The organism is Allobosea sp. CS1GBMeth4 (assembly GCF_900185715.1).
Lineage (GTDB): Bacteria > Pseudomonadota > Alphaproteobacteria > Rhizobiales > Beijerinckiaceae > Allobosea.
In genome coordinates this window covers 41583-67950 of record NZ_FYAS01000054.1, presented here as the reverse complement: position 1 = coordinate 67950, position 26368 = coordinate 41583, and the positions used below count along the sequence as shown (strand labels likewise).

Genomic DNA, 26368 nt, shown 5'->3' with positions numbered 1-26368 from the left:
TAGGACCAATAGCCTAGGATGATTACCCTATCGGGCCTCAGTTCCGCAGGAACGGCGTCTGAAGCACCACGCGCGCCGGCTGGGCGGGCGCCTGGACATCGAAGCCGCCGCGCAGGCCGAGCGCGTCACTGGCGTGATTGTCCTCGTGCAGCGCCGCCTCGCGCACCCGCATCTGCCGGCGCAGGCTGCGCAGTTGCGCTTCGGCGTGCGAGATGCCGACTTTCTCGTCGATCTGCCGGCGATTGCCGGCGGTGAGCTCCGGCGAGCCGCGGAAGTCGCGGAAATCGGCGGCGGTATAGGGCCATTTGCCGCCGGTGAAGGTCCGCACCCGGCCGTCGAGCACGACGCTGTCGCCCGGGCGCAGGGTGAAATCGCGCAGCAGCGAGACGCGGCGCTCGCCTGCGGCGACGATCGCCGGCCGGCAGGCCGGATCGGCCCCGCGCTCATAGGCATAGGCCATCGGCAGCGAGCGATAGGTCCTGCCGTCGGGGGCGACCGCCTCGTCGATCGTCGCAGCCCCCGCCGCGACCTTGAAGACCTTGACCGGAACGCCCGGATTGGCGGCCTGGCAGAGCGCCTCATGTGCTCGCAGGTCGCCCTGGCTGCGCAGATGGCCGAGCGGAGCATGGAACCCGTCGCAGAGACGGACGCAGATCGTCCGCGCCGTCTCGGCCGCCCCCGACACCGTATCATGGCGGAGCGCCGGCAGCTTCGGCCGGTGCTGCGCCTGTTTCGGCGACGCCGCGCGCTGCCGGAACGGGTTGAGCTCGACCGGCGGCTGGGCGAGGCGCCCATCCGGTCGCGCCTGGAAGAACGGCAGCGCCCAGCCCCGGTGGGCCGGGGCATAGGCGGTCGGGGAAGCCGAAGCCTGGACGGCCCGTACCGGCGCGCGCTGCGCCTGGCGCGCCGCCTCCTCGCGATGGAAGGCGCGGATGCCGGCATCGTCCTCGGCCTGGACCAGCGAAATCGTCGCAATCGTGCTCGCCGCGCCGAGCGCCAGGCCGAGACCGGCCATGGCGGCGAGGCGCAGGCCACCATTGCGGCCGCGCGAATCGGGATTCACCTTCGTCGAGGAGCTGGAACCGGTCGGCGGGACGGGATCGGAACGCAGGCAGTCGACATTACGGACACGAAGCACCGCGACACTCCATCGCTCGCTGGTTCATTGTCCGCCGCAGGATCGGCTTAGTTTACTTTTCGTTAAGACTCAACGACCGCGGGGCGACCGTCACCGCAAAGCCTGCGTCATCCTTAATGCCGCGATCGGCGGCTCAGTCCGGCCGGCGATGCACCGCCGGCACGACCGCGACCGGCACCGCGCCGGAGACCACGGCGGTGTCGTCCCGCTCGCCACGGCCGCGGCCGGAGATGAAGCTGTCGACCTTGTCGAGATAGAAATAGACGACGGGCGTGATGTAGAGCGTCAGCAATTGCGAGACGACGAGCCCGCCGACCACGGCGATGCCGAGCGGCTGGCGCAATTCGGCGCCGGCGCCGGCGCCGAGCGCGATCGGCAGCACGCCGAAGATCGCGGCGAAGCTCGTCATCATGATCGGCCGGAAGCGGACCAGCGCCGCCTCCCGGATCGCGGTCAGCGCGTCATCGCCCATCTTGCGGCGCTCGATCGCGAAATCGACCATCATGATCGCGTTCTTCTTGACGATGCCGACCAGCATCAGGATGCCGATGATCGCGATCACCGACAGGTCCATGCGGAAGTATTGCAGCGCGAGCAGGGCGCCCAGGCCGGCCGACGGCAGGCCGGACAGGATGGTGATCGGGTGGATGAAGCTTTCGTAGAGGATGCCGAGGATGATGTAGATCACCAGGATCGCCGCGAAGATCAGCAGCCCCTGGCCTTTCAGCGCATCCTGGAAGAGCTGGGCCGAGCCCGCAAAGCTGGTCACGATCGAAGCTGGAAGATTCACCTCGCGCTCGGCGGCGCGGATCGCGTTGACGGCGTCGCCGAGCGAGACGCCGGGCGCGGTGTTGAACGAGATCGTCACCGCGGGCTGCTGCGAGATCCGGTTGACCGCGAGCGGCCCGACGCTCGGCTTGATCGTCGCGACCGTCTCCAGCGGCACGTTCTGGCCGTTGCCGGCCTTCAGCATCAGCCGCGACAGCACCGCCGGATCCTGCTGGTAGGCGCGTTCCGCCTCCATGATCACCTGATAGTCGGTCGCCGGGGTGAAGATCGTCGCGATCTGGCGCGAGCCGAAGGCGTTGCCGAGCGCCTGGCGGATCTGGTCGCTCGAGATGCCGAGGCTGGCGGCGCGCTCGCGGTCGATATCGATCGAGAGCTGCGGATTGCGCAGCTGCAGGTCGATATTGGCGTCGCGCAGCTGCGGCAGCTGCGACAGGCGCTGCTGCATCAGCGGCGCATAGTTGAACAGCGCACCGAGATCCGGTCCCTGCAGCGAGTAGAGATACTGCGCCCGCGAGGAACGTCCGGCATTGAGGTTGATGTTCTGGACCTGCTGGAACACCGCGGTGATGCCCGGCACTTCCGAGACGGCACGGCGCAGGCGGCCGATCACCACATCGGCCTTGTCGCGCTGCTCCTTCGGCTTCAGCGCGATGAACATGAAGCCGTTATTGGTGGCGTTGAAGCCGCCGATATTGGAGGTGAGGTAGTCGACGGCCGGATCGGCCCGCACGATCTCGGCGACGCGGATCTGGCGTGCCGCCATGGCCTCGAAGGACGTATCCGGCGGACCTTCGGTGGCGCCGCGCAGCAAGCCGGTATCCTCGGTCGGGAAGAAGCCCTTGGGCACGTCGATATAGAGCTGGACCGAGACATAGACGGTGCCGAGGGTCAGCAGCAGCATCAGGATCCGCGCCTTCAGCACGCCGTCGAGCGTCCAGCGATAGGCGCTCAGCATGCCCTGAAAGCCCGCTTCGAACACGCGTTCGACGATGGTCGGCTGCTTGTGGTGGTCGTGCGCCTTGAGGAAGCGGGCGCAGAGCATCGGCGTCAGCGTCAGCGAGACGAAGCCGGAGACGATGATCGCCGCCGCGATCGTGCCGGCGAACTCGACGAAGACCTTGCCGACCACGCCGCCCATGAAGAAGACCGGGATGAAGACCGCGACCAGCGAGATGGTGATCGACAGGATGGTGAAGCCGATCTCGCGCGAGCCGTCGAGCGCCGCCTGGAACGGCTTCTTGCCCATCTCGATATGCCGGATGATGTTCTCCAGCATGACGATGGCGTCGTCGACGACGAAGCCGACGGCCAGCGTCAGCGCCAGCAGCGAGATGTTGTCGAGCGAATAGCCCAGCGCGTACATGATCGCGAAGGTGCCGACCAGCGAGATCGGCAGCGCCAGCGTCGGGATCAGCGTCGCGGCCAGGCTCTTCAGGAACAGGAAGATCACCATGATGACGAGGGCGATCGCGATCATCAGCGAGACCTCGACATCCTCGACCGCCTCACGGATCGGGATCGAACGGTCGTTGAGGACATGCAGCTCGATCGCGGCCGGCAGTTGCGCCCGGTAGGCCTCGAGCCGGCTCTTGATGCTGTCGACGACCTGGACCGTGTTGGCGTCCGACTGGCGGTAGACCGCCAGCATGATCGAGCGCTGGCCGTTGTACCAGCTGCCAGTCTGGTCGTTCTCGACCGAGTCGAAGATCTGCGCGACGTCGTTGAGACGGATCGGCACGCCGCCCTTCTGTGAGATGATCAGGTTGCCGTATTCGCCGGCGCGTTCCATCTGGCCGGTGGCGCCGAGCGTCAGGCGCTGGTTGGCGCCGTTCAGCGTGCCGACCGGGGAGTTCGAGTTGGCGGCGGCGATGGCGCTGCGGACATCGCTCAGGGCGAGGCCGCGCGCCGAGACGGCGTCCGGATTCACCCGCACCCGCACGGCGTATTTCTGCGCGCCGAAGATGTTGACCTGGGCGACGCCCGGCAGCTGCGAGATCTGCTGCTGCAGGATGTTCTCGCCGAATTCATGGACCTCGTAGAGCGGCTTGGTCGCCGAGGTCAGCACCATGAACAGCACCGGCTGGTCGGCCGGGTTGACCTTACGGAAGCTCGGCGGGGCAGGGAGCTCCGGCGGCAGGCGGCGCACGGTCGCGCTCAGCGCGGCCTGCACGTCGAGCGCGGCGCCGTCGATATTGCGGTTGAGGTCGAACTGCAGCGTGATCGAGGTCGAGCCCTGCTGCGAGACCGAGGACATCGAGGTGATGCCCGAGATCGAGGCGAATTCGCGCTCGAGCGGCGCGGCGACCGAGGAGGCCATCGTCTCCGGGCTGGCGCCGGGCAGGCGGGCGCTGACATTGATGGTCGGGAAATCGACCCGGGGCAGCGCCGCGACCGGCAGCTGCTTGAAGGCGAACAGCCCGAAGATCAGGAACGTCGCCATCAGCAGGGTCGTCATGACCGGGCGACGGATGCAGAGCTCGGGCAGGTTCATCAGCCGGCGCTCCCGCGCTGGGAGGTCAGGTTCGCCGGCGGCGGGCTCTGTCCGCCCCGGCCCCGTTCGATGGTGCGCGCGCCTTCGGTGAGGAGCAGTTGCCCGTCGATCACCACCGTCTCGCCGCCGCTCAGCCCCGACGCGACGACGGCGCGATCGTCGACATTGCGTGAAACCACGACCGGCCGGGCACGGGCGACGCCGCCCTCGATGACGAAGACGTAGGCGCCGTTCTGCCCGGTCTGGACGGCTTCGCGCGGCACGGTGACGGCGTCGGGCTCGATCCTCAGCGTCAGCCGGACCTGGCAGAGGGCTCCCGGCCAGAGCGTCTCCGCCGGATTGTCGAAGCTCGCGCGCATCTGGATCGTGCCGGTCGTCGCATCGACCGCGTTGTCGATCACCGCGATCGTGCCCTCGACGCTCTTGCCGACGCCATGCTGGGTCGCCAGCACGGCCGCCGTCTTCGCCTGCATCGCCTCGCGGATCTCGGGCAGGTAGCGCTGCGCCACGGCGAAGCTGACATAGATCGGGTCGATCTGGTTGATCGTCGCCAGCGTGGCCGAACTGTCGCCGCTCTTGGCGATATTGCCTTCCTTCAGCCCGGCGACCCCGACGCGCCCGGAAACGGGGGCGGTGATGGTGTAGTAGCTGAGCTGGACCCGCAGGCTGTCGACGGCGGCCTCGCCGCCGCGGATCGCGGCGCGCAGGGTGCTCACCGCCGTCCGGGCCGTGTCCAGGCGCTGGTCGGTGGCGATCTCGCGGCGCGAAAGCTCTTCGGCACGGCGCAGATCGGCTTCCGCCGCGATCAGCGACGCCTTGTCGCGGGCGACATTGGCCTCGGCCTGGCGCAATTGCGCCTCGAGCTGGCGCGAATCCAGCCGGAACAGCACGTCGCCCTTGTTCACCGTGGCGCCGTCGCGAAACTCGACCGCCATGATCTGGCTGTCGACCCGGGAGCGGATGTTCACCGTCGAGATCGCCTGCACCGTTCCGATGGCGTCGATCCTGACGGGCATCGGCCGGCGCTCGGCCCTGGCGCTCACGATGGTCACCGGCGGCCGGTTGGCCTGGCCGGAGCGGCCGCCGCTGGGAGCAGGTGCCGCAGCGGTCGCGGCCGGCTTGGCCGGTCCCGGGATCACCTTGCCGAAAGGAACCTGGTCGAGCGGCCAGGGAATCTGGCGCCCGGTGTAATGAAGAAACGCGCCCGCGGCGAGAACGCCTGCGGCCGAGACCAGAGCCACACGCCCGAAAGTCAGCACAGCCATCGAAAGCCTTGCACCCGGAGAGGCCATGTCCAGCGCATCCGGACGGCCGGTCTCCTAATCGTCTTCACCGCAAGTATTTAGCATGAAGACCGCGTGTTTTGCTGACAAGTGTCCGATACGGTTTATCGCCCGCTGTAGCCACGACGTGACAGGGATGGAAAATGGCGGATCGGATGCGCCGCCACACGTCTTGCGTGCACGAAGAAGAACTGCTCAGACGACAGCGATCACGATGCCGATCCACATGAAGAACAAGCACACGACGCCGATCGTGAAGACGAGCGCCCGCTGCTGCAGCCGATTGCTGCCGGTATGGATCAGTGTATGGACGATGCGGCTCGCGACATAACCCCAGGCCAGCGCCGCCATGACGTAGCCGGTGGCGCCGACATGGATCGCGATCAGCGTGAGCGCGAAGAACAACACCGGCGTCTCGAACTGATTACTGAAGTTCGCCGCGGCGAGCCGCGCCGGCTCCGGGTAACGTTCCGGCGAGACCGCGACGTCGGCGAGCCCGACCTCGCGGTCGGCGAACGCCTTTCGGCGCCGCAGGAACACGATGACGAGGACGACGAAGCTCCACAGGATCTGGGCCAGCGCCGGATAGATCAGCTTGAGCGTCATGTCGGCCTCGTCTCGAAGCATCGGGGCCCGGGAAACCCGATGCGGGATGAACAGAAGATAGCCGGCAGGCGATCCCTCGTCAGGACCGCGTCGGATAGTTCGGGCTCTCCCGCACGATCGTCACGTCGTGGACATGGCTCTCGCGCAGGCCGGCGCTGGTGATGCGGATGAAGCGCGCCTTGTTCCGGTAATCCTCGAGATTGCGGCCGCCGACATAGCCCATCGCCGCGCGCAGGCCGCCGGCGAGCTGGTGCAGCACGCTCGAGACCGGCCCCTTATAGGCGACCTGGCCCTCGATGCCCTCCGGAACCAGCTTCAGCGCGTCCTTGATGTCCTGCTGGAAATAGCGGTCGGCCGAGCCGCGCGCCATTGCGCCGACCGAGCCCATGCCGCGATAGGCCTTGTAGGAGCGCCCCTGGTAGAGGAAGGTTTCGCCCGGCGTCTCGTCGGTCCCGGCGAGCAGCGAGCCGACCATGGCGCAGGCGGCTCCGGCGGCGAGCGCCTTGGCGAGGTCGCCCGAATATTTGATGCCGCCATCGGCGATGATCGGGATGCCCGCCTTCTGCGCCGCCGAGGCCGCGTCCATCACCGCGGTGAGCTGCGGCACGCCGACGCCTGCGACGATGCGGGTGGTGCAGATCGAGCCCGGGCCGATGCCGACCTTGATCGCGTCCGCGCCGGCGTCGATCAGGGCCTGCGCGCCGCCGGCGGTGGCGACGTTGCCGGCCACGACCTGCACGGCGTTGGAGAGCTTCTTCACCCGCGTCACCGCCTCGAGCACCTTGGCGGAATGGCCATGGGCGGTGTCGACGACGATGATGTCGACGCCGGCATCGATCAGCATCTCCGAGCGCTCGAAGCCGAGATCGCCGGTGGTGGTCGCCGCCGCGACGAGCAGCCGTCCCTGGCCGTCCTTGGCCGCGTTCGGATGCGTGACCTGCTTCTCCATGTCCTTGACGGTGATCAGGCCGATGCAGCGGAAATGGTCGTCGACGACCAGCAGCTTCTCGATGCGGAACTGGTGCAGCAGGCGGCGGGCCTCGTCGGGGCTGACGCCCTCGCGCACGGTGATCAGCCGGTCCTTCGTCATCAGCTCGGCGACGGGCTGGTCGGGATTGGCGGCGAAGCGCACGTCGCGATTGGTCAGGATGCCGACGAGCCGCCCCTTGTGCCCCTGCGGGCCGCGCTCGACCACCGGGATGCCGGAGATGCCGTTGTTCTTCATCAGCGCCAGCGCATCGGCGAGCGTCTCGTCCGGATGGATGGTGATCGGGTTGGCGATCATCCCCGATTCGAACTTCTTGACGAGGCGGACCTGGGCGGCCTGCTGCTCTGGGTCGAGATTGCGATGGACGACGCCGAGGCCGCCGGCCTGCGCCATCGCGATCGCCATCTTCGCCTCCGTGACCGTATCCATCGCCGAGGCGATGATCGGCAGGTTGAGCGAGATGGTCTTGGTGAGCTTGGTCGAGATGTCGACATCGCCCGGCATCACCTCCGACGGGCCCGGCTCCAGCAGCACGTCGTCGAAGGTGAAACCGTCGCGAATGAGACCGTCTGTGATCGTCGCCATCGTCAACTCCGGGGGCCGGCCGTGCCGGCTCTGAAAGGGGCCGGGCAGGAGGGGCCCTAAGCCGAGTTGACGAGGCCCGTTATCACGCGTGTGACGTGCCCGCTAGGGGCAATGCGAAAAAATGCCTCCGCGGCCGCGGCGCGCAACCGCGGAGATGCGGCGGTCGGACCTATTGCTGCTGGGCGGGGCGCGTCCGCCCGGCCTGCTGGCCGGCCGGAGCCGTGCCCTTCGGCGCGACGAAGAAGCAGCCCATGCCCATCATCATGTGGCCCTTGGCGTCGGCCATCTGCTGGCACTCCTTCTGCCGCGCGCAGTTATAGACCCGCAGGGCGTCACCGGAGCCCGGCGTGACGACGCGCATCGCGCAGCCATCCTCCCAGCTCATCGATTGCGCCAGGGCCGGAGCCTGCCCCGGAGCGACGAAGGCGGCTCCCGCGAGGAGAGCGAGCGCTGCGTCCCGCCGGAGCGCGCTCGCCGCGACGGAGCGGGTCTGGGCGTGATTGGACCTGATCATGAAACACCTCTTGCCCGCGGACAGGCCGCGTCGGCGTATGCGAAAGCGTGACCCCTTCCGCCTTGAGATAGGCATGCAGCGGCGCGCGCGCCCTGCCGGAAACGCATGGCGGAGCCGCAATCACATCCTTGTGACGCTCCGAGAGCAGATCTGAAGCCGGCTTGGGTTGAAGCGGCGGGTCCCGTTCGCCATGCGCCGGACGCAACCCTCGTCATCAGGTGCCGATCCGTCCTCGCCAGCCGCCTGCACCCGCAGTAAAGCGCGCCGGCGGACGAACCCGAAAGTGCGAATCCTTGCAGCGCGCCAAGCTCCTGCCTCTGATCGTCGCTTGCGCCCTGTTCATGGAGAACACCGACTCGACGGTGATCGCGACCGCGCTGCCGGTGATCGCGCAATCGCTCGGCGAGGACCCGATCGCGCTCAAGCTGGCCCTGACCTCCTATCTCGTCAGCCTCGCCGTCTTCATCCCGATTTCGGGCTGGATGGCCGACAGGTTCGGGGCCCGCACCATCTTCAGGATCGCACTCGCCATCTTCATGGCCGGCTCCGTCCTCTGCGCCTTCTCGAATTCGCTCGGCGCCTTCGTCGCGGCGCGCTTCGTCCAGGGCATGGGCGGGGCGATGATGGTGCCGGTCGGACGGCTCGTCATCCTGCGCAGCGTCGAGAAGTCGCAGATCGTCAGCGCGCTGGCCTATCTCACCGTCCCGGCCCTGGTCGGACCGGTGATGGGGCCGGTGCTCGGCGGCTTCATCACCACCTATTTCGACTGGCGCTGGATCTTCTTCATCAACCTGCCGATCGGGCTGCTCGGCATAGCCCTCGCGACGATGTTCTTCGAGGATATCCGGGAGGAGGATGTCGCGCCGCTCGACCTCAGGGGCTTCCTGCTCTCCGCCACCGGCTTTGCGGCACTGATGCTCGGCCTCGCCACCGGCGGGCGCCATCTCGTCCCGGTGGCGGTGTCCTATGCCTGCGTCGGCTTCGGCATCCTCGCGCTGGCCGCCTACTGGTTCCATGCCCGCAAGCTGGCCTATCCCGTGCTCAATCTCTCGCTCCTGCGCATCCCAACCTACCGGATCGGCGTGCTCGGCGGCTCGGTCTTCCGGATCGGCATCGGCGCGATCCCGTTCCTGCTGCCCTTGATGCTCCAGCTCGGCTTCGGCCTCGACGCGCTGCAATCGGGGCTGATCACCTTCGCCTCGGCGGCGGGGGCGCTCCTGATGAAGACGCTCGCGAAAACGATCCTCGCCCGCTTCGGCTTCCGCGGCGTCCTCACCGTCAACGCCGTGATCGGCTCGGCCTTCCTGGCGAGCTCCGGCCTGTTCACGCCTGCGACGCCGCATTGGCTGATGCTCGGCGTGCTCTTCATCGGCGGCTGCTTCCGCTCGCTGCAGTTCACCGGCATCAATGCGCTGAGCTATGCCGACGTCTCCAATCGTGACATGTCGAGCGCGACCAGCCTGTCCAGCGTCGCCCAGCAATTGTCGCTGAGCCTCGGCGTCACCGCCGGGGCGTTCGCGCTGGAGAGCACCAACCTCCTCCACGGAGGCAAGGCGCTCGGCGCCGGCGATTTCTGGCCTGCCTTCCTGATGGTCGGCCTGATCTCGGCCTCGTCGGCGCTGTGGATGGCGCGGCTCAGGCCGGAGGCCGGCGCGGAGGTCTCCGGCCACGCGCCCGTCAGCGCCCGCAAGGTCACGGCGCAGGCGATCGAGGACCAGAAACCGCTCGAATGACGCCGCGCCGATTGACGAAGCGGCGCCGCTGCGCCAGCGGTGGCGCATGACCCTGGGCCAGAATCGCCTGTTCCTCGGCGTCGGATGTTCGGCCCTCGGCCGGCCCTGGCGCGACCGGCTCGACGCCGCCGGCCTGGCGCAGGCCGAGGCGCTGGCGCAGGTCGAGGGGATTCCCGACACGCTGGCGCGGATCCTCGCCGGCCGCGGCGTCGTCTCCAGCGAGGCGGTGCGCCATCTCGAGCCGAAGCTGCGCGATCTCCTGCCGGACCCGTCCGTGCTGCGCGACATGGACCGCGCCGCCGAGCGTCTGGCGCAGGCCGCGATCTCCGGCGAGAAGGTCGCGATCTTCGGCGACTACGATGTCGACGGCGCCTGTTCCGCGGCCCTGCTCGCGGCTTTCCTCACGGAAGCCGGGGCGCGGCCGCGCATCCATATCCCCGACCGGCTGATCGAGGGCTACGGCCCGAATGCCGAGGCGATCGCGATGCTGGCCGGGGAGGGGGCGACGCTGCTCGTCACCGTCGACTGCGGCACGACCAGCCACGAGCCCTTGCGGCAAGCGGCCCGGCTCGGGCTCGATACGGTCGTGCTCGACCACCACCAGGCGCCCGAGCTGCTTCCGGACGTCCGCGCCCTGGTCAATCCGAACCGGCAGGACGATCTCGCCGGCCTCGGCCATCTCTGCGCCGCCGGCGTGGTCTTCCTCACTCTGGTGGCGGCGAATCGCGAATTGCGCCGCCGCGGCGCCTGGCAGGCGAAAGGCGGCGAGCCCGACCTGCTGGCGTCGCTCGACCTCGTCGCGCTGGCGACCGTGGCCGATGTCGTTCCGCTCATCGGTCTCAACCGGGCTTTCGTCCGCCAGGGCATCGCCATGATGCGGCTGCGCGGGCGGCCCGGGCTCGCGGCGCTGCTCGATGTCGCCGGCCTCGACGGGCCGGTGCAGCCCTGGCATCTCGGCTTCCTGCTCGGCCCGCGCATCAATGCGGGCGGGCGCATCGGCGACGCCAGCCTCGGCGCGAAGCTGCTGCTCAGCCGTGACGAGGTCGAGGCCCGCGCCATCGCCGCCGAGCTCAACCGCCTCAACCAGGAGCGCCAGGAGATCGAGCGCATCGCGGTCGCGGAAGCGGTCGCCGAGGTCGATCACCGTTTCGGCGACGTCGCCGCCCATCCGGTGCTGGTGGTCGGCTCGGCCGAATGGCATCCCGGCATCGTCGGACTGATCGCCGGGCGGCTGAAGGAGCGGTTCCGGCGCCCCGCCTTCGCGCTCGCGCGCAATGGCGATGGTGCTGCGACCGGCTCGGGTCGCTCGATCGCCGGCGTCGATCTCGGCTCGGTGGTCCGGCAGGCCGTCGAGGCCGGCCTCGCGGTCAAGGGCGGCGGCCATGCCATGGCGGCCGGAATCACCCTGGCGCCGGGCCAGGAGGCCGCCTTCGCGGCCTTCGTCGGCGAGAGGCTGGCGGCGGGCGTCGCCAATTCGCGCGAGGCGGAGGCGCTGCTGGTCGACGCGGCGATCAGCGCCGGCGGCGCCAATCCGCGCCTGCTCGCCGAGGTAGATCGGGCCGGACCGTTCGGCGCTGGCTGCCCCGAACCGGTCTTCGTCCTGCCCGCGCACCGGCTGACCGATGTGGTCGAGGTCGGCTCCGGCGGCCATCTGCGCGTGCGATTGCGCGCTGGCGACGGCGCGACGATCGGCGGCATCGCCTTCCGCGCCGCGCAGGAGCCGCTCGGGCAGGCCCTCCTGGCGGCGCGCGGCGAGAGCGTCCATCTCGCCGGAACGCTGACGCTGAATCGCTGGGGCGGCAGCGAGCGCGCCGAGCTGCGCGTCCTTGATCTCGCCCGGCCCGCCTGACCGGCTGCGAAAAACGCGACGAGCGGGCTTGCCCAAGCTTCGCCGGGACACTATAGCTCGCCCCGCCTCGCAAGAGCGCTTCGCGCTCCGGCCCGCGGTCTTCGTCTATCGGTTAGGACACCAGCCTTTCACGCTGGGAAGACGGGTTCGATTCCCGTAGACCGCGCCATCTATTCAAGAGATCGCGCCACCTTCTCAGGTTGGATTAAGCGGCTGAAAAATAACGATGATCCAAACGGGGAAAACCGGGGCTGCTCCACGGAGTCCCGATTTGTATCCCCAAGAATTTGGCTGGCAGAGGCGATGCGGCCACTTTGCGCACAGCGAGCCTTGCTCTGGCGTACGTCAACTCCAGTTGGGAACCCGAAAGGTTAACCTGCTGGGAAACGGTGACATCACGTTGGCGGGGAAGGCGGGTTCTCATGCGCCGACGGGCAGCCTATAACGCCGGCCGTCGCCGCTGTCCGTGGATCGAACACGCACCTGTCGGCCCTGGCCCGCCCAAGGTACCCGCCGCATGGCCGACATCGCCAATCTGTTCAATCTCGTCGCCCCCTTCTTCGGACTGATCCTGCTCGGCTTCGTCATCGGCCGCTACAAGCGGCTGCCGGGCGAGGGGCTCGCCTGGATGCAGTTCTTCCTGATCTATGTCGCGCTGCCCTGCCTGTTCTATCGCCTGATCGCCGACAAGCCGCTGAGCGAACTCACCAATTGGCGTTTCGTCGCGGTGACGACGCTGGCCACCTTCTGCGCCTTCGTGCTGTCCTTCGCGCTCGGCTGGCGTCACACCCATGGCGACATGCCGCAGGCGGTGATGCAGGGCGTCGCCGGCTCCTATTCCAATATCGGCTATATGGGCCCGCCGCTGATCCTGGCCGCGCTCGGCCCGGTCGCGAGCGCGCCGGTCGTGCTGATCTTCGTCTTCGACAATCTGCTGCTGTTCTCGCTGATTCCGTTCCTGATGGCGCTGGCCGGCGTCGAGAAGAAGAGCTTCGCGGCGACGGCCGGGGAAGTGGTCCGGCGGGTCGTCACCCATCCTTTCAACGTCGCGACCGTCGCCGGCGTGCTCGCCGCCTTCCTGAAGCTCGAGCTGCCGACGGCGCTCGACAAGATGACGCTCTGGCTCTCGCAGGCGGCGGCGCCCTGCGCGCTCTTCCTGCTCGGCGTCACGGTGGCGCTGCAGCCGCTGCGCCGGATGCCCGGCGAACTGCCGGCGCTGGTCGCGATCAAGCTGCTGGTGCATCCCTTGCTGGTCTGGCTGCTGCTCTCGGGCCTCGGCGACTTCTCGGCGCCCTGGGTCTACGCCGCGGTGATCATGGCGGCATTGCCGCCGGCGCTGAACATCTTCGTCATCTCGACGCAGTATCGCGTCGGCGTCGAGCGCGCCTCGGCCTGCATCCTCGTCGGCACGATCGTCTCGACGGTGACGCTGACGGGCTTCCTGTGGCTGGTGAAGACGGGCAGGATGGCGGCCGACCTCTTTCCCTGACGGCCCGCTCGCCGGGCCGCAGCCCGCAGGCCCGCCGATGCAGCCGCTTTCCGACCTCCTCGTCCTCGATTTCTCGACCCTGCTGCCCGGGCCGCTGGCGAGCCTCTTCCTCGCCGAGGCCGGGGCCCGCGTGATCCGGATCGAGCGTCCGGAGGGCGAGGACATGCGCCGCTTTCCGCCGCGCTTCGGCGAGACCTCCGCGCCCTTCGCCGCCCTCAACCGCGGCAAGGAGAGCCTCGCCGTCGATCTCAAGGCACTGGGTGCGCTCGAGCGCCTTGCGCCGCTGATCAGGACGGCCGACATCGTGATCGAGCAGTTCCGGCCGGGCGTCATGGCGCGGCTCGGCTTCGGCTACGAGGCGCTGAGGGCGCTCAACCCGCGGCTCGTCTATTGCTCGATCAGCGGCTACGGCCAGGAGGGCCCGCGCGCCTCCGAGGCCGGACACGACATCAACTATCAGGCGATCGGCGGGCTGCTCGGCCAGTCGCTCGCCCGCGGCCGGGAGGCGCCCCTGCCGCCGACGCTGGTCGCCGACATCGCCGGCGGTGCGATGCCCGCGGTCATCAACATCCTGCTGGCGCTGCGCGAGCGCGATCGCACCGGCCGGGGCTGCCATCTCGACATCGCCATGACCGATGCGATGCTCGCCTTCGCCTGGTATGCGCTGGCGCAGGGCCAGGCCTCGGGCCGCTACCCGGCCGGCGGGGAGGGGCTGCTCACCGGCGCGAGCCCCCGCTACGGCCTCTATGCCACGGCCGATGGCTGGTTCCTGGCCGTCGGCGCGATCGAGCAGAAGTTCTGGGCGAGCTTCTGCGAAGGCATCGGCCTCGACGAAGGGCTGCGCGACGACCGGCGCGATCCGGCGGCGACGCAGGCAGCCATCGCGGAGATCATTGCATCGCGGCCGGCGGACCATTGGCGAGCCACGATCGAGCCGCTCGACTGCTGCTGCACGGTGGTGAGGACGCTCGACGAGGCGCTGGCCGATCCGCATCTGACCGCGCGCGGCCTGTTCGACCGGCAGGTCGAGGAGCCCGGCGGGCGGCGCATGGTCTCGACGCCGCTGCCGCTCGCGCCGATCATCCGCGACGCCGCGCCAGCCCTTCGGCGCAGCCCGCCGGTCGGCGACTACGAGATCTGAGCTCAGCCGGCCGCGGTTCCGCCGGCCAGGCCCTGCCGCATCACCAGCCGGCGCAGCGGCGCGATCCGCGACAAGGCCAGCAGGCCTGCGCCGCGCATCAGATCGGCCGGCAGGAGGTCGGTCAGCAGGGTCCGGTTGAGCGCGTCGACCGCGCCGGTGCGCAGCCGGACATCGGCCTGGCGGGCGCCGTCATAGCGGGCGAGCGCCGCCGCGTCGCCGGGATCGCCGGTGCCCGCGACGGCATCGCGCAGCGCCGCGACGTCGCGCAGGCCGAGATTGAGGCCCTGCGCGCCGATCGGCGGAAAGACATGCGCCGCCTCGCCGATCAGCGCCATGCGTCCCGCGGCGAAGCGGTCGACCGAGAGCCCGCCCATCGGCACGCGGCCGCGCGGACCGGCGATCGTCATCGCGCCGAGGATCGAATGGGTCTGCCGTTCGACCGCGCGGGCAAAGCCGGCGTCATCCATGCCGCCGAGCCGGTCAGCCTCGCGCGGCTCCAGCAGCCAGACCAGCGAGGAGCGCCGCCCGCCCATCGGCACCAGCGTGCAGGGGCCGGCGCGCGTGTGGAATTCGGTCGAGGCATCGCGATGCTCGCGCCGGTGGGCGAGGATCGCGGTCAGCGCCACCTGCGGATAGCTCCATTCGCGGGCGGCGATGCCGGCGGCCCCGCGGACCCGCGACCTGCGGCCGTCGGCGCCGACGACGAGCCGCGCCTCGACCGGGGCGAAGCCGTCTCCCGCCAGCCTGACGGAATCCGCTCCGGGGACGATCTCGGTCACGGCCTGCGCGACCATGCGGATGCGCGGCTCGGTCGCCGCCCTGGCCGCCAGCGCCCCGACCAGCCCGGCGTTCTCGACATTCCAGCCGAAGGCCGGCAGGCCGAGCTCGGCCGCCTTGAACTCGACCGGCGGCTGCCGGAACAGGCTGCCGGTATCGTCGACGAGGCGCATCACGGCGAGCGGCGACGCGATCGCATCCAGGGCCTCGCTGAGGCCGAGCGCGCCGAGCAGCCGCCAGGAGCCGTCGAGCAGGGCGATGGTACGGCCGTCGCGCGGAGCGCTCGCCTGCCCGAACAGCACGACCTCGCGCCCGGCCGCGGCGAGCGCCAGCGCGGCCGCTAAGCCGACCGCGCCGGCCCCGACGATGGCGATCTCGCTGTGGTGCTCGTCAGTCATGGTCATTCGGTAGCCGATGCCGCCGCCGCTGGCGAGCGCGCGACTGCCGCAGCCTCTAGCCCCAGACGACGCCCTCGGCCGGCTTGTGCGCACTCTCCGCGAAGGAGACGAGCCGCTCGTCGATCCCCTCATGGCCGAGCACGGCCCGCACCTGCCGCGCCGCGCCGCGAATCTCGACCGTGGAGCCGTGATGCAGCGCCTTGTCGATCACGGTCTTCAGCGAGACCGCCGCGCTCGAATCGGCGAAGGGGACGCCGGAGAGATCGAGCACGATCCGCTCGGGGAACGGCCCGATCCGGTCGAGCACCATCGCGACATTCGTGCTGGCGCCGAAGAACAGCGGGCCGGTGATCTTGTAATGAAAGGCTCCGCCGTCGCGCTTGCCGTTGCCGTTCGCCAGCGGCTCGTCACGGCCTTCCTCGTCATAGTCGACGAGTGCGCTGTCCATGCCGGCCTCGACCGTGACGATGTTGGCCATGCGGTGCATGAAGATCAGCGAGCCGAGCACGACGCCGACGCCGATCCCGACCATCAGGTCCTCGAAGATCACCAGCAGGAAGGTCGCGAGCAGCACCAGCGAATCGGCGCGCGAATGTTTCAGGATCGCGGCGAAGGCGGCCTTCTCCGCCATGTTCCACGCGACCACGGCGAGCACGCCCGCCAGGGCCGCGAGCGGGATGTAGGAGGCGAGCGGCGCCGCCACCAGCATGAACAGCAGGATGAACAGCCCGTGCAGCATGCCGGCGATCGGCGTGACGCCGCCGGCGCGGATGTTCGTCGCGGTCCGCGCGATCGTGCCGGTGACGCAGATGCCTCCGAACAGGGGCGAGCCGATATTGGCGATGCCTTGCGCGACGAGCTCCATGTTCGAGCGGTGCCGGCGTCCGCTCATCCCGTCCGCGACCACGGCCGAGAGCAGCGACTCGATGCCGCCGAGGACAGCGATCGAGAGCGCCGCCGGCAACACCGCGATCAGCTTGTCGAGGCTGAAGGCCGGAAGGTGCGGGGCGGGCAGGGCGCGCGGAATGCCGCCGAAGCGGCTGCCGATGGTCTCGACCGGCAGGTGGAACAGATAGGTGGCGGCGGCGGCGAGCGCGACCGCGATCAGTAGCCCCGGCCAGGTCGGCCGCCAGCGTTTCAGGCCGAGGATCGTCGCGACGGTCAGGGCCGACAGGCCGAACGCCGCCGGGTTGAGCGTGCCGAGCGCGCCGGTGAGCGCCTGGAGCTTCGGGATCAGCGCCGCCGGCTCCTTGCCGGGAAGCGTCAGCCCGAGCAGGTCGCGGACCTGGCTCGCGAAGATGATGATCGCGATGCCGGTGGTGAAGCCGACCAGCACAGGATGCGGAATGTACTTGATGTAGGTGCCGAGCCGGAGCGCCCCGACCGCGATCAGCAAGACGCCGGCCAGCATGGTCGCGAGCAGCAGCCCGTCGAAGCCGTGCTGGTCGATCGTCGCCGCGATGAGGACGATGAAGGCGCCCGCCGGCCCGCCGATCTGGTGGCGGCTGCCGCTGAGCGCCGAGACGATGAAGCCGCCGACGATGGCGGTGAAGAGCCCGGCCGCCGGCGTGGCGCCGCTGGCGATGGCGATCGCCATCGAGAGCGGCAGCGCGACGATCGCGACCGTCAATCCGGAGAGTGCGTCCGCCCGCAGACGCGCCGCGCCATAGCCCTCGCGCAGGGCGGAGATCAGCTTGGGGGTGAAGGCCTCGCGCAGAATTCTGTCGCCACCGAGAGGGGCGCCTTGGCTGTTCATATCAGGAACCGATCATGCAGTTTTGCCGGACCGACTCGGCGTTTGCGCGGGTCTGCCGTGCAGTGCAGCCGTTGCGCGGAGGGAAGGCAAGTCCCTATCGTCACAAATATCGACATCAGGAGATCGCCATGGCGAAAGCTATCCGCCTGCACAGGACCGGTGGGCCCGAGGTGCTGCAATTGGAGGAGGTGACGCTGCCGGCGCCGGGGCCGGGTCAGCTCCTGCTCCGCAACCGCGCCATCGGGCTGAATTTCATTGACACCTATTTCCGCACCGGCCTCTATCCCGCGCCGCTGCCGATCACGCTCGGCAACGAATCCGCCGGCGAGGTGCTCGCCGTCGGCCCGGAGGTCGGCGAGTTCAAGCCCGGCGACCGCGTCGCCGTGGTCGCCGCGCACGGCGCCTATGCCGAAGAACGGATCGTTCCCGCCGCCGCGACCGTCGCGCTGCCGGACGACATCTCCTACGAGGCGGCCGCCAGCATGATGCTGAAGGGACTGACCGCCGAGTACCTGCTCCACCGCACCTACAAGGTGAAGCCCGGCGACATCATCCTCGTCCACGCCGCGGCCGGCGGCACCGGCACGATCCTCTGCCAATGGGGCAAGGCGCTCGGCGCGACGGTGATCGGCACGGCCGGCAGCAGGGAGAAGGCCGAGATCGCCAGGGCGCACGGAGCCGATCACGTCATCCTCTACCGCGACGAGGATATCGCGGCCCGCGTCAAGGAGATCACCGGCGGCAAGCTCTGCGACGTGGTCTATGACGGCGTCGGCAAGGATACCTTCATGGCCTCGCTCGACTCGCTGAAGCCCTTCGGCCTGCTGGCGAGCTTCGGCAACGCCTCCGGCGCGGTCGAGGCCTTCAATCTCGGCATCCTCGCCGCGAAGGGTTCGCTGTACGTCACCCGGCCGACGCTGAACACGCATACGGCCAGGCGTGAGACCCTGGTCGAGATGGCGAAGAACCTGTTCGGCGCGGTCGGCTCCGGCAAGGTCACGGTCTCGGTCAATGCCCGCTTCGCGCTGAAGGACGCCGCCGACGCCCACCGGGCGCTGGAAAGCCGCGGGACCACGGGCTCGACCGTGATCATCCCGTAGAGCGTATTGCTTCTGCACGGAACCAGCATCGCCATCCTGGGCGAGCGCAGCTCGACCCGGGATCCATCGCAGAGCGCCGGAGCCTTAGGATGGATCCCGGAGCTGCGCGGCTTCGCCGCTTGTGCAGGATGACGGCGCGGTTCCGGGCATCCTGATCTGCGGCCGCCCCCGGGCGGCCGTTTCCTGTTCGGGCGAAAAATCGAAAGCTTCGAAACCTGGAAGCGAAAGCGCTCCTGGAGCCGGCAAAGCGGGACCAACAACACGATCTGGTCCCTGCGTCATGTCCCCGTTCCTGCGCCGCGTCGGCTTCATCCTCTGCTTCGCCATCGTCACGACGACGCTTCACGCGCAGCTCTCCGCCTGCCCGACCATCCAGATCGCGACGCAGGTCGGCGCATCACAGGTCAGCGTCGAAAAGCCGGCGCGGGCTCGCCTGACCCGCGCCGCGCAGACCCGCTCCATGCCGCGGCCGGAGTGGGTCGCCGCCTTCGTCTGAACCGCCCGGGCTCAGACGGCGATTCCGTGCAGATCGTAGGCGTCGGCGCGCTCGATCTTCACCGTGACGATGTCCCCGGCCCGCAGCGGCCGCCGGCTCGCGACATAGACGTTGCCGTCGATCTCGGGCGCGTCCCATTTCGATCGCCCCCTGGCGACGGTCGGGCCGGCCTCGTCGATGATCACCGGAATCCGCTTGCCGACGCGCGCCTTGACGATGCGTGCCGAGATTTCGGCCTGCGTCCTCATGAAGCGGTGCCAGCGCGCTTCCTTCTCGTCTTCCGCGACCGGCGTCAGGCCGAGATCATTGGCGGTCGCGCCCTTGACCGGCTCGTATTTGAAGCAGCCGACGCGCTCCAGCCTGGCCTCCTTCAGCCAGTCGAGCAGGAAGGCGACATCGTCCTCGGTCTCGCCGGGGAAGCCGACGATGAAGGTCGAGCGGATGGCGAGGTCGGGGCAGATCTCGCGCCAAGTCCGGATGCGCTCGAGCGTCTTCTCGTGATGGGCCGGCCGGCGCATCGCCTTCAGCACCGAGGGCGAGGCGTGCTGGAACGGGATGTCGAGATAGGGCAGCACATGCCCTTCCGCCATCAGCGGGATGACTTCGTCGACATGCGGATAAGGGTAGACATAGTGCAGCCGCACCCAGACGCCCATACGGCCGAGCTCGCGCGCCAGCTCGAAGAAGCGGGTGCGGATCTCGCGGTCCCTCCACAGCGACGGCGCATATTTGATGTCGAGCCCATAGGCGCTGGTGTCCTGCGAGATCACCAGCAGTTCCTTCACGCCGGCCCTGACCAGCTTCTCGGCCTCGCGCAGCACCTCGCCGATCGGCCGCGAGACCAGGTCGCCGCGCAGCTTGGGGATGATGCAGAAGCTGCAGCGATTATTGCAGCCTTCCGAAATTTTCAGATAGGCGTAGTGCCGCGGCGTCAGCTTGACGCCCTGGTCCGGGACGAGGTCGACGAACGGGTCGTGCCTGGGCGGCGCGGCCTGGTGCACGGCCGAGACGACGCTCTCATAGGCCTGCGGGCCGGTGATCGCGAGCAGGTTCGGGAAGGCGTCGCGGATCTGCTCGGGCTCGGCGCCCATGCAGCCGGTGACGATGACCTTGCCGTTCTCGGCCATGGCCGAGCCGATCGCCTCGAGCGATTCCTGCTTGGCGCTGTCGAGGAAGCCGCAGGTGTTGACGATGACGACGTCGGCGCCCGCATGGCTCTTGCTGAGCTCGTAGCCCTCGGAGCGCAACGAGGTGATGATGCGTTCGGAGTCGACGAGCGCCTTCGGGCACCCGAGCGAGACGAACGAGATTTTCGGCGCGACGGCATTCATCGGCGGCGGAACTCGGAACGGAGAAGGGGATGGCGCGGCAAGGCCGGCGCGTCGGCGCCTCCTTTGACCCGTTTTGGCTGGATTTGCAAATCCGCGCGCCGCGGCCGTCAGCCGGGCCGGGCCCCCGTCTCCGCATACTCGGCGATCAGCGCGTCATAGGCCGGGATCTCCGGTTCGGTCTCGAAGCTGTGGACCGCCGGCGTCGTCGCCCAGGGCAGCTTGTCGCGCGTCTGGACCTCGATCAAGGGGCTGAACCAGCCATGATCGTCGAGCACCGACGGCCGCAGGTTGACGAAGGCGTCGAAGCCCTCCGGCCGGGTGAACATCCAGCTGAGGCAATGCGGGCAGTAATAGTGCCGCGTCGGCCCATGCAAGGCTCCGATGGTCGGCTCGCCCTGCGTCACCTCGAGGCCCGTGCTCGGCAGGGTCAGCGACAGCGAGAAGGCGCTCGCCGTCATGCGCTGGCAGCCGCGGCAATGACAGGCCGAGGCGAGCAGCGGCGGCGCGGTGACGCGCAGCCGCGTCCGTCCGCAGCGGCAGCCTCCGGTCCAGGGCAGCCGCCAGTCGCTCATCCGCCCGCGCCGGCCACGACCGGCCGCTCCGGGTCCTGCGTCCAGTCGGTCATCGAGCCGTCATAGAGCGAGACCTCCTCGCGGCCGAGCAGCTCCGACATGACGAACCAGTTGAGCGAGGCGGTGTGGCCTGTGTTGCAATAGGAGATCGCCGGCCCCTTCGGCACCGCGCCGAACAGCGTCGCCAGCTCGGCGACCGGCTTGAAGCCTCCCGTCGCCGGGTCGAACGCCGCCGCATAGTCGCGCGAGACGGCGCCGGGGATGTGTCCGGCCCGCATCGCCTCGGCCGCCTTCTCCCTGCCCTCGAAATAGCTGGCGGAGCGGGCGTCGACCAGGGTCGCGAGCTTGCTGCGCGAGGCGACGAGGGTGGCATCGGCGGTGCTGCGCAGCTTCTGCTGGAGCACGACGGGATAGGCGGGAGCGGTCTTCGGCGCGTCCGGGCCGGTCGCGACCGGGCGGGCCGGGTCGAGCTGCCAGCCCTTGAAGCCGCCATCGAGGATGGCCTGCTGGCCATGCCCGATCAGCTTCAATGTCCAGTAGACGCGCGTCGCGGCGGCGAGGTCGCTGGCGGTGAGCCCGGCCGGCACGATCACGACCTTGCTCGGCGGCGCGATCCCGAGCCGTCCGGCCAGGCGCGCGAGCTGATCGAGCGGCGGCAGCATGCCGGGTGCGTTGCCGACCTTGGCGCGCCAGCCGTCGGCCGCGTAGTCGCTGTGCACCGCGCCCGGGACATGGCCCGCCTCGAAGGCCTGGCGGCCGCCCTCGGCGGCGCTGCGGATGTCGATGATGACGAGGTCGGGCGAGCCCAGCGCGTCGGCCAGGACATCGGGAGATACCAGTCCCGAAATCGGGATGTTCGTCATTCCGCGGCCTCCTGCTGCAGCTCGTCGACGACCGTCAGCGCGGTGGTCATCTCGGCGGTCGCCCCCAGCATGATCGAAGCGGAACAGTATTTTTCCTTCGACAATGTGACGGCGCGTTCGGCCTTCGCCTGCGACAGGCCGCGGCCGCTGACGCGATAGGCGATGTGGATCCTGGTGAAGACCTTTGGATCCTCGCTCGCGCGCTCGGCCTCGACTTCGACCTCGCAGCCGGTGACCGCCTCGCGGCCCTTCTTCAGGATCTGCACCACGTCGAAGCCGGTGCAGCCGGCGAGACCGATCAACAGCATCTCCATCGGCCGTATGCCGATATTGCGGCCGCCATAGTCAGGCGCGCCATCCATGATCACGGCATGGCCGCTGCCGGCCTCTCCCATGAAGGCCATGCCCTCGACCCATTTCGCCCGCGCCTTCATTGCACGCTCCTGTCGCCACGGCTTGTCGGCCGACAGGCATAACCCGCTCGGGATGCCGAGGCGAGGCCGGGTTCAGGCGGCGGCGAACAGGTTGCCATGCGTGATGCGCAGCCGCACGCGCTCGCCGATCGCCGGCGCGACCTGGCTGGCGAGATCGACGTCGAGCCGCTTCGGCAGCCCGTCGACGGCGACTTCGGCCCGCCGCAACGGCCCGTTGCGGCGCAGATGCTCGACGACGCCCGGCAGGGCGAGCGGCGCGTCGTCGACGATGCGCAGGTGCTGCGGGCGGACATAGAGCGAGGCCGGCCCGCCCTGGTTCTGGCGCAGGCCGCCGAGCACAGGCCGGTCCTGGAAGAAGGCCTGGCTGCCGACGACCTTGACCGGCAGATGGTTGGCGTCTCCCAGGAACTGGCAGACGAAGGGCGTCGCCGGATGGTCGTAGACATCGTCGGGCGAGCCGACCTGTTCGAGCCGGCCGTCGTTGAGGATCGCGACCCGGTCCGCCAGCTCCAGCGCCTCCTCCTGGTCATGCGTGACGAACACCGTAGTGTGGCCGGTGCGCTGGTGCAATTGGCGCAGCCAGGCGCGCAGATCCTTGCGGACCTTGGCGTCGAGCGCGCCGAAGGGCTCGTCGAGCAGCAGGACCCGCGGCTCGATCGCGAGCGCCCGGGCGAGAGCGATGCGCTGGCGCTGGCCGCCGGAAAGCTGGCTCGGATAGCGTTTCTCCAGCCCCGGCAGCTGGATGAGCTCCAGCAGCGCGGCCACGCGCTTCCTGATCTCGGCCGGGCTCGGCCGCTCGGCCCGCGGCCGCGACTTCAGCCCGAAGGCGATGTTGTCGCCGACGCTCATCGTCTTGAACAGCGCATAGTGCTGAAAGACGAAGCCGATCCGGCGTTCGCGCAGCGAGAGCTCGCGCGAGTCGGTCTCGCCGAAGAGCACGCGGCCGCGCTCCGCCTGCTCCAGCCCGGCGATGACGCGCAGCAACGTCGTCTTGCCGGAGCCGGAGGGGCCGAGCAGGGCGACGAGCTCGCCCGGCTGGATGTCGAGCGAGACGCCGCGCAGGGCGGGGAAGTTCTGGAAGCGCTTCTCGACGCTCTCGATGATGACGGCGACCGACATGGGCGTTCCCCAATCTCAGTGGCGGCGGCTGGCGGCGATCGCGTCGGCAAAACGCCATTCCAGGACGGTTTTCAGGACGAGCGTGACGAGGGCGAGGCCGGCCAGCAGCGAAGCGACGGCAAAGGCGGCGGCGCTCATGTATTCATTATAGAGGATCTCGACATGCAGCGGCATCGTGGTGGTCAGGCCGCGGATCTTGCCGGAGACGACCGCGACCGCGCCGAACTCGCCCATGGCACGGGCATTGCAGAGCAGGACGCCGTAGAACAGGCTCCACTTCACATTCGGCAGCGTCACCGAAAAGAAGGTGCGCCAGCCCGAGGCGCCCAGCGTCATGGCCGTCTCCTCATCGGCCGAGCCGAGCGACTGCATGTGCGGGATCAGCTCGCGCGCGACGAAGGGGAAGGTGACGAAGATCGTCGCGAGCAGGATGCCCGGCACGGCGAAGACGATCTTCAGCCCATGCGCCGCGAGCCAGGGGCCGAAATAGCCCTGCGCGCCGAAGAGCAGCACGAAGACAAGGCCCGAGATCACAGGCGAGACCGAGAACGGCAGGTCGATGAAGCTGATCAGCAGGCTCTTGCCCCGGAACTCGAACTTCGCGATCGCCCAGGCGGCGGCGAGGCCGACCAGAACGTTGAACGGCACGGCGAGCGCCGCCACCAGCAGGGTCAGCCGGATCGCCGCCAGCGCGTCGGGCTCGAGGATCGCCTCGCGATACACCTGCCAGCCGCGCGCCCCGGCCTCGACGAACACCGAGACCAGCGGCAGGAACAGGAAGAGGCAGAGGAAGGCGAGGGAGACCGAGACCAGCACGAGCTGGACGAGCGGCGACTCGCCCTTGACGCGCCGGGCCGCGCGGGCCGGGGCGAGATCCTCGATCTGGTAGGGCAGGGTGGCGTCAGACATCGCCGATCCTCCGGCGGGCGCCGGCCTGGATCAGGTTGACCAGCAGGATCAGCGCGAAGGACAGGAGCAGCATGATCGTCGCGACCACGGCCGCCCCCGCATAGTCGAACTGTTCCAGCCTGATCACGATCAGGAGCGGGGCGATTTCCGAGACCATCGGCACATTGCCCGCGATGAAGATCACCGAGCCGTATTCGCCGACGGCGCGCGCGAAAGCGAGGACGAAGCCCGTCAGCAGCGCCGGCAGAACCGGCGGCAGCAGCACGCTGAACACGGTGCGCCAGCGGCCGGCGCCGAGCAGGGCCGCCGCCTCCTCGATATCGGCCGGCAGATCTTCGAGCACGGGCTGGATCGTGCGCACCACGAAGGGGAGGCCGATGAAGATCAGCGCCACCATCACCCCCAGCGGCGTATAGGCGACCTTGATGTCGTAGGGCGCCAGCAGGCCGCCGACCCAGCCGTTCGGCGCGTAGATCGCCGCCAGGGCGATGCCGGCGACCGCGGTCGGCAGGGCGAAGGGCAGGTCGACAGCCGCGTCGATCAGGCGCCGTCCCGGAAAGTCGTAGCGGACGAGGACCCAGGCGAGGACCAGCCCGAAGACGGCGTTGACCGCCGCGGCGAAGAGCGCGCCGAGGAAGGAGAGCTTCAGCGCGGCGAGCGTGCGCGGCGAGGTCGCCACCGCCCAGATGTCGGCGGGGCCGGCGCTCGCCGCCTTGAGGAAGAGCGCGGCGAGCGGGACCAGAACGATCAGCGACAGCGCCGTCACGGTGATGCCCAGCGCCAGGCCGAAACCCGGCAGGATGCTGGGCTCGCGCCAGCGGGTGACCGACGCCGTCATCGCTCAGCGCGCCGGCTTGTAGAGTTGGTCGAAGGTGCCGCCATCGCCGAAATGCGCCGGCTGTGCCTTGGCCCAGCCGCCGAAGGCCTGGTCGATGGTGACGAGCTCGACCTTCGGGAAGCGGGCAATGTCCTTGGGATCGGCGGCTTCCGGATTGCGCGGCCGATAGTAGTGCCTGGCGATGATCGCCTGCCCCTTCGGCGTGTAGAGGAAGTCGAGATAAGCCTGGGCCTCGGCGCGGGTGCCCTTGGCGTCGACATTGCCGTCGACGACCGCGACCGGCGGCTCGGCCAGGATCGAGAGCGAGGGCACGACGATGTCGAACTTGCCCTCGCCGAACTCCTTCAGCGCCAGAAACGCCTCGTTCTCCCAGGACAGGAAGACGTCGCCGATGCCGCGCTGGGTGAAGGTCGTGGTCGCGCCGCGCGCACCGGTGTCGAGGACGGGCACATTGGCGAGCAGCTTGCCGATATAGTCGCGGACCTTGGCCTCGTCCTTGCCGAACGCCTTCTCGGCATAGGCCCAGGCAGCCAGGTAGTTCCAGCGCGCCCCGCCGGAGGTCTTCGGGTTCGGCGTGATCACCTGCACGCCGGGCCTCACCAGGTCGCCCCAGTCTTTGATCGCCTTCGGATTGCCCTTGCGGACGAGGAAGACGATGGTCGAGGTGTAGGGCGATGAATTGTGCGGCAGGCGCTTCTGCCAGTCCGCGGGTAATTTGTTCGAGCGCTGCGCCACCGCGTCGATGTCGCCGGCGAGCGCGAGCGTCAGCACATCGGCGTTGAGGCCGTCGATGACGGTGCGGGCCTGCGCGCCGGAGCCGCCATGCGACTGCCGGATCGTGCCGATCTTCTTCGCGTTCCTGCCGTTCCAGTCGGCGATGAAGGCGGCGTTGATCTCGCGGTAGAGCTCGCGGGTCGGATCATAGGAGACGTTCAGCAGTTCGGTCTGGGCGCGCGCCCCGCCGATCACGCCGAAGCACAGCGCGAAGGCCCCGAGCGTCAGCCCGGCCTGCACAAGGTGGCGAAGTCTCTGTCGCGTCATCTCAGTGCTCCGTGCGGAACAGCGCTTCGAACCGTTCGAACAGTTCAAATGTGTTCTGAATAACAAACAGAACGTACTGGATTGGCGGTCGTCCCTCAACCGGTGAGGGCAGTAGAGCCCTTTCGAAC

22 protein-coding genes and 1 tRNA gene are annotated in these 26368 nt (G+C 69.1%); 7 read left to right on the top strand and 16 right to left on the bottom strand.

Annotation, left to right across the window (positions count from 1 at the left end; all coding sequences use genetic code 11):
* Window positions 1-37 precede the first annotated feature (37 nt).
* The 6 genes from CS1GBM4_RS23515 to CS1GBM4_RS23490 form a co-directional block, all read right to left on the bottom strand.
* Complete coding sequence (locus CS1GBM4_RS23515; protein ID WP_186421194.1) at window positions 38-1138, bottom strand: DUF2865 domain-containing protein; 1101 nt, start codon at window positions 1136-1138, stop codon at window positions 38-40.
* A 133-nt stretch (window positions 1139-1271) separates the two neighbouring features.
* Window positions 1272-4418 carry an efflux RND transporter permease subunit gene (locus CS1GBM4_RS23510; protein ID WP_186421193.1) on the bottom strand — a complete coding sequence of 1049 codons (3147 nt, stop codon included), beginning with the start codon at window positions 4416-4418 and terminating at the stop codon, window positions 1272-1274.
* A complete protein-coding gene (locus CS1GBM4_RS23505; RefSeq protein ID WP_186421192.1) occupies window positions 4418-5683 on the bottom strand; it encodes an efflux RND transporter periplasmic adaptor subunit in 1266 nt (421 codons plus the stop codon). Before CS1GBM4_RS23505 ends, CS1GBM4_RS23510 begins: the two co-directional genes overlap by 1 nt.
* 213 nt (window positions 5684-5896) lie before the next feature.
* Window positions 5897-6307, bottom strand: coding sequence for an MAPEG family protein (locus tag CS1GBM4_RS23500; RefSeq protein ID WP_186421191.1), 411 nt, complete (start codon window positions 6305-6307; stop codon window positions 5897-5899).
* A gap of 79 nt (window positions 6308-6386) precedes the next feature.
* The gene (gene guaB, locus CS1GBM4_RS23495; protein WP_186421190.1) at window positions 6387-7880 is read right to left on the bottom strand and encodes an IMP dehydrogenase; all 1494 of its coding nucleotides are present in this window, start codon (window positions 7878-7880) and stop codon (window positions 6387-6389) included.
* 169 nt (window positions 7881-8049) lie between these two features.
* The gene (locus CS1GBM4_RS23490) at window positions 8050-8394 is read right to left on the bottom strand and encodes a hypothetical protein (RefSeq protein ID WP_186421189.1); all 345 of its coding nucleotides are present in this window, start codon (window positions 8392-8394) and stop codon (window positions 8050-8052) included.
* A gap of 218 nt (window positions 8395-8612) precedes the next feature.
* Here CS1GBM4_RS23490 and CS1GBM4_RS23485 point away from each other — a divergent pair, with 218 nt between their 5' ends.
* The 5 genes from CS1GBM4_RS23485 to CS1GBM4_RS23465 all read left to right on the top strand — a co-directional run bounded on the left by CS1GBM4_RS23485 (window position 8613) and on the right by CS1GBM4_RS23465 (window position 14606).
* Window positions 8613-10127, top strand: coding sequence for an MFS transporter (locus tag CS1GBM4_RS23485; RefSeq protein ID WP_348522343.1), 1515 nt, complete (start codon window positions 8613-8615; stop codon window positions 10125-10127).
* A 46-nt stretch (window positions 10128-10173) separates the two neighbouring features.
* Window positions 10174-11976, top strand: a complete 1803-nt coding sequence (gene recJ, locus CS1GBM4_RS23480) for a single-stranded-DNA-specific exonuclease RecJ (protein WP_186421187.1) — start codon at window positions 10174-10176, stop codon at window positions 11974-11976.
* Window positions 11977-12070: 94 nt separating this feature from the next.
* Window positions 12071-12145: transfer RNA gene (locus tag CS1GBM4_RS23475), tRNA-Glu, on the top strand.
* Window positions 12146-12493: 348 nt separating this feature from the next.
* Window positions 12494-13465, top strand: coding sequence for an AEC family transporter (locus tag CS1GBM4_RS23470; protein ID WP_186421186.1), 972 nt, complete (start codon window positions 12494-12496; stop codon window positions 13463-13465).
* 37 nt (window positions 13466-13502) lie between these two features.
* A complete protein-coding gene (locus CS1GBM4_RS23465) occupies window positions 13503-14606 on the top strand; it encodes a CaiB/BaiF CoA-transferase family protein (protein ID WP_186421185.1) in 1104 nt (367 codons plus the stop codon).
* Window positions 14607-14608: 2 nt separating this feature from the next.
* Here the strand turns inward: CS1GBM4_RS23465 and CS1GBM4_RS23460 are convergent, their stop codons facing one another.
* Together CS1GBM4_RS23460 and CS1GBM4_RS23455 are read right to left on the bottom strand one after the other, a co-directional pair.
* Window positions 14609-15781, bottom strand: coding sequence for an FAD-dependent monooxygenase (locus CS1GBM4_RS23460; protein WP_186421184.1), 1173 nt, complete (start codon window positions 15779-15781; stop codon window positions 14609-14611).
* A gap of 55 nt (window positions 15782-15836) precedes the next feature.
* Entirely contained in the window at window positions 15837-17537 is a 1701-nt protein-coding gene (locus CS1GBM4_RS23455; RefSeq protein WP_186421183.1) for a SulP family inorganic anion transporter, read from the bottom strand.
* A 128-nt stretch (window positions 17538-17665) separates the two neighbouring features.
* Here CS1GBM4_RS23455 and CS1GBM4_RS23450 point away from each other — a divergent pair, with 128 nt between their 5' ends.
* Window positions 17666-18637 carry a quinone oxidoreductase gene (locus tag CS1GBM4_RS23450; protein ID WP_186421182.1) on the top strand — a complete coding sequence of 324 codons (972 nt, stop codon included), beginning with the start codon at window positions 17666-17668 and terminating at the stop codon, window positions 18635-18637.
* A 280-nt stretch (window positions 18638-18917) separates the two neighbouring features.
* Window positions 18918-19133: a hypothetical protein gene (locus CS1GBM4_RS23445; RefSeq protein WP_186421181.1), complete on the top strand. Its 216-nt coding sequence runs from the start codon at window positions 18918-18920 to the stop codon at window positions 19131-19133.
* An 11-nt stretch (window positions 19134-19144) separates the two neighbouring features.
* Here CS1GBM4_RS23445 and rimO read toward each other — a convergent pair whose 3' ends face one another.
* The 8 genes from rimO to CS1GBM4_RS23405 form a co-directional block, all read right to left on the bottom strand.
* Window positions 19145-20464 carry a 30S ribosomal protein S12 methylthiotransferase RimO gene (gene rimO / locus CS1GBM4_RS23440; protein WP_186421180.1) on the bottom strand — a complete coding sequence of 440 codons (1320 nt, stop codon included), beginning with the start codon at window positions 20462-20464 and terminating at the stop codon, window positions 19145-19147.
* Between the two features lie 107 nt (window positions 20465-20571).
* A complete protein-coding gene (locus tag CS1GBM4_RS23435; protein ID WP_186421179.1) occupies window positions 20572-21036 on the bottom strand; it encodes a GFA family protein in 465 nt (154 codons plus the stop codon).
* Window positions 21033-21899, bottom strand: coding sequence for a sulfurtransferase (locus CS1GBM4_RS23430; RefSeq protein WP_186421178.1), 867 nt, complete (start codon window positions 21897-21899; stop codon window positions 21033-21035). Before CS1GBM4_RS23430 ends, CS1GBM4_RS23435 begins: the two co-directional genes overlap by 4 nt.
* Window positions 21896-22333, bottom strand: coding sequence for an OsmC family protein (locus CS1GBM4_RS23425; RefSeq protein ID WP_186421177.1), 438 nt, complete (start codon window positions 22331-22333; stop codon window positions 21896-21898). The genes CS1GBM4_RS23430 and CS1GBM4_RS23425 overlap by 4 nt, the downstream gene beginning before the upstream one ends.
* A 72-nt stretch (window positions 22334-22405) precedes the next feature.
* Window positions 22406-23452, bottom strand: coding sequence for a sulfate/molybdate ABC transporter ATP-binding protein (locus tag CS1GBM4_RS23420; RefSeq protein ID WP_186421176.1), 1047 nt, complete (start codon window positions 23450-23452; stop codon window positions 22406-22408).
* Window positions 23453-23467: 15 nt separating this feature from the next.
* The gene (gene cysW / locus CS1GBM4_RS23415; protein ID WP_186421175.1) at window positions 23468-24361 is read right to left on the bottom strand and encodes a sulfate ABC transporter permease subunit CysW; all 894 of its coding nucleotides are present in this window, start codon (window positions 24359-24361) and stop codon (window positions 23468-23470) included.
* A complete protein-coding gene (cysT, locus tag CS1GBM4_RS23410) occupies window positions 24354-25199 on the bottom strand; it encodes a sulfate ABC transporter permease subunit CysT (RefSeq protein WP_186421174.1) in 846 nt (281 codons plus the stop codon). Before cysT ends, cysW begins: the two co-directional genes overlap by 8 nt.
* Before the next feature lie 3 nt (window positions 25200-25202).
* Window positions 25203-26240: a sulfate ABC transporter substrate-binding protein gene (locus CS1GBM4_RS23405; protein WP_186421173.1), complete on the bottom strand. Its 1038-nt coding sequence runs from the start codon at window positions 26238-26240 to the stop codon at window positions 25203-25205.
* Between the last annotated feature and the right edge of the window lie 128 nt (window positions 26241-26368).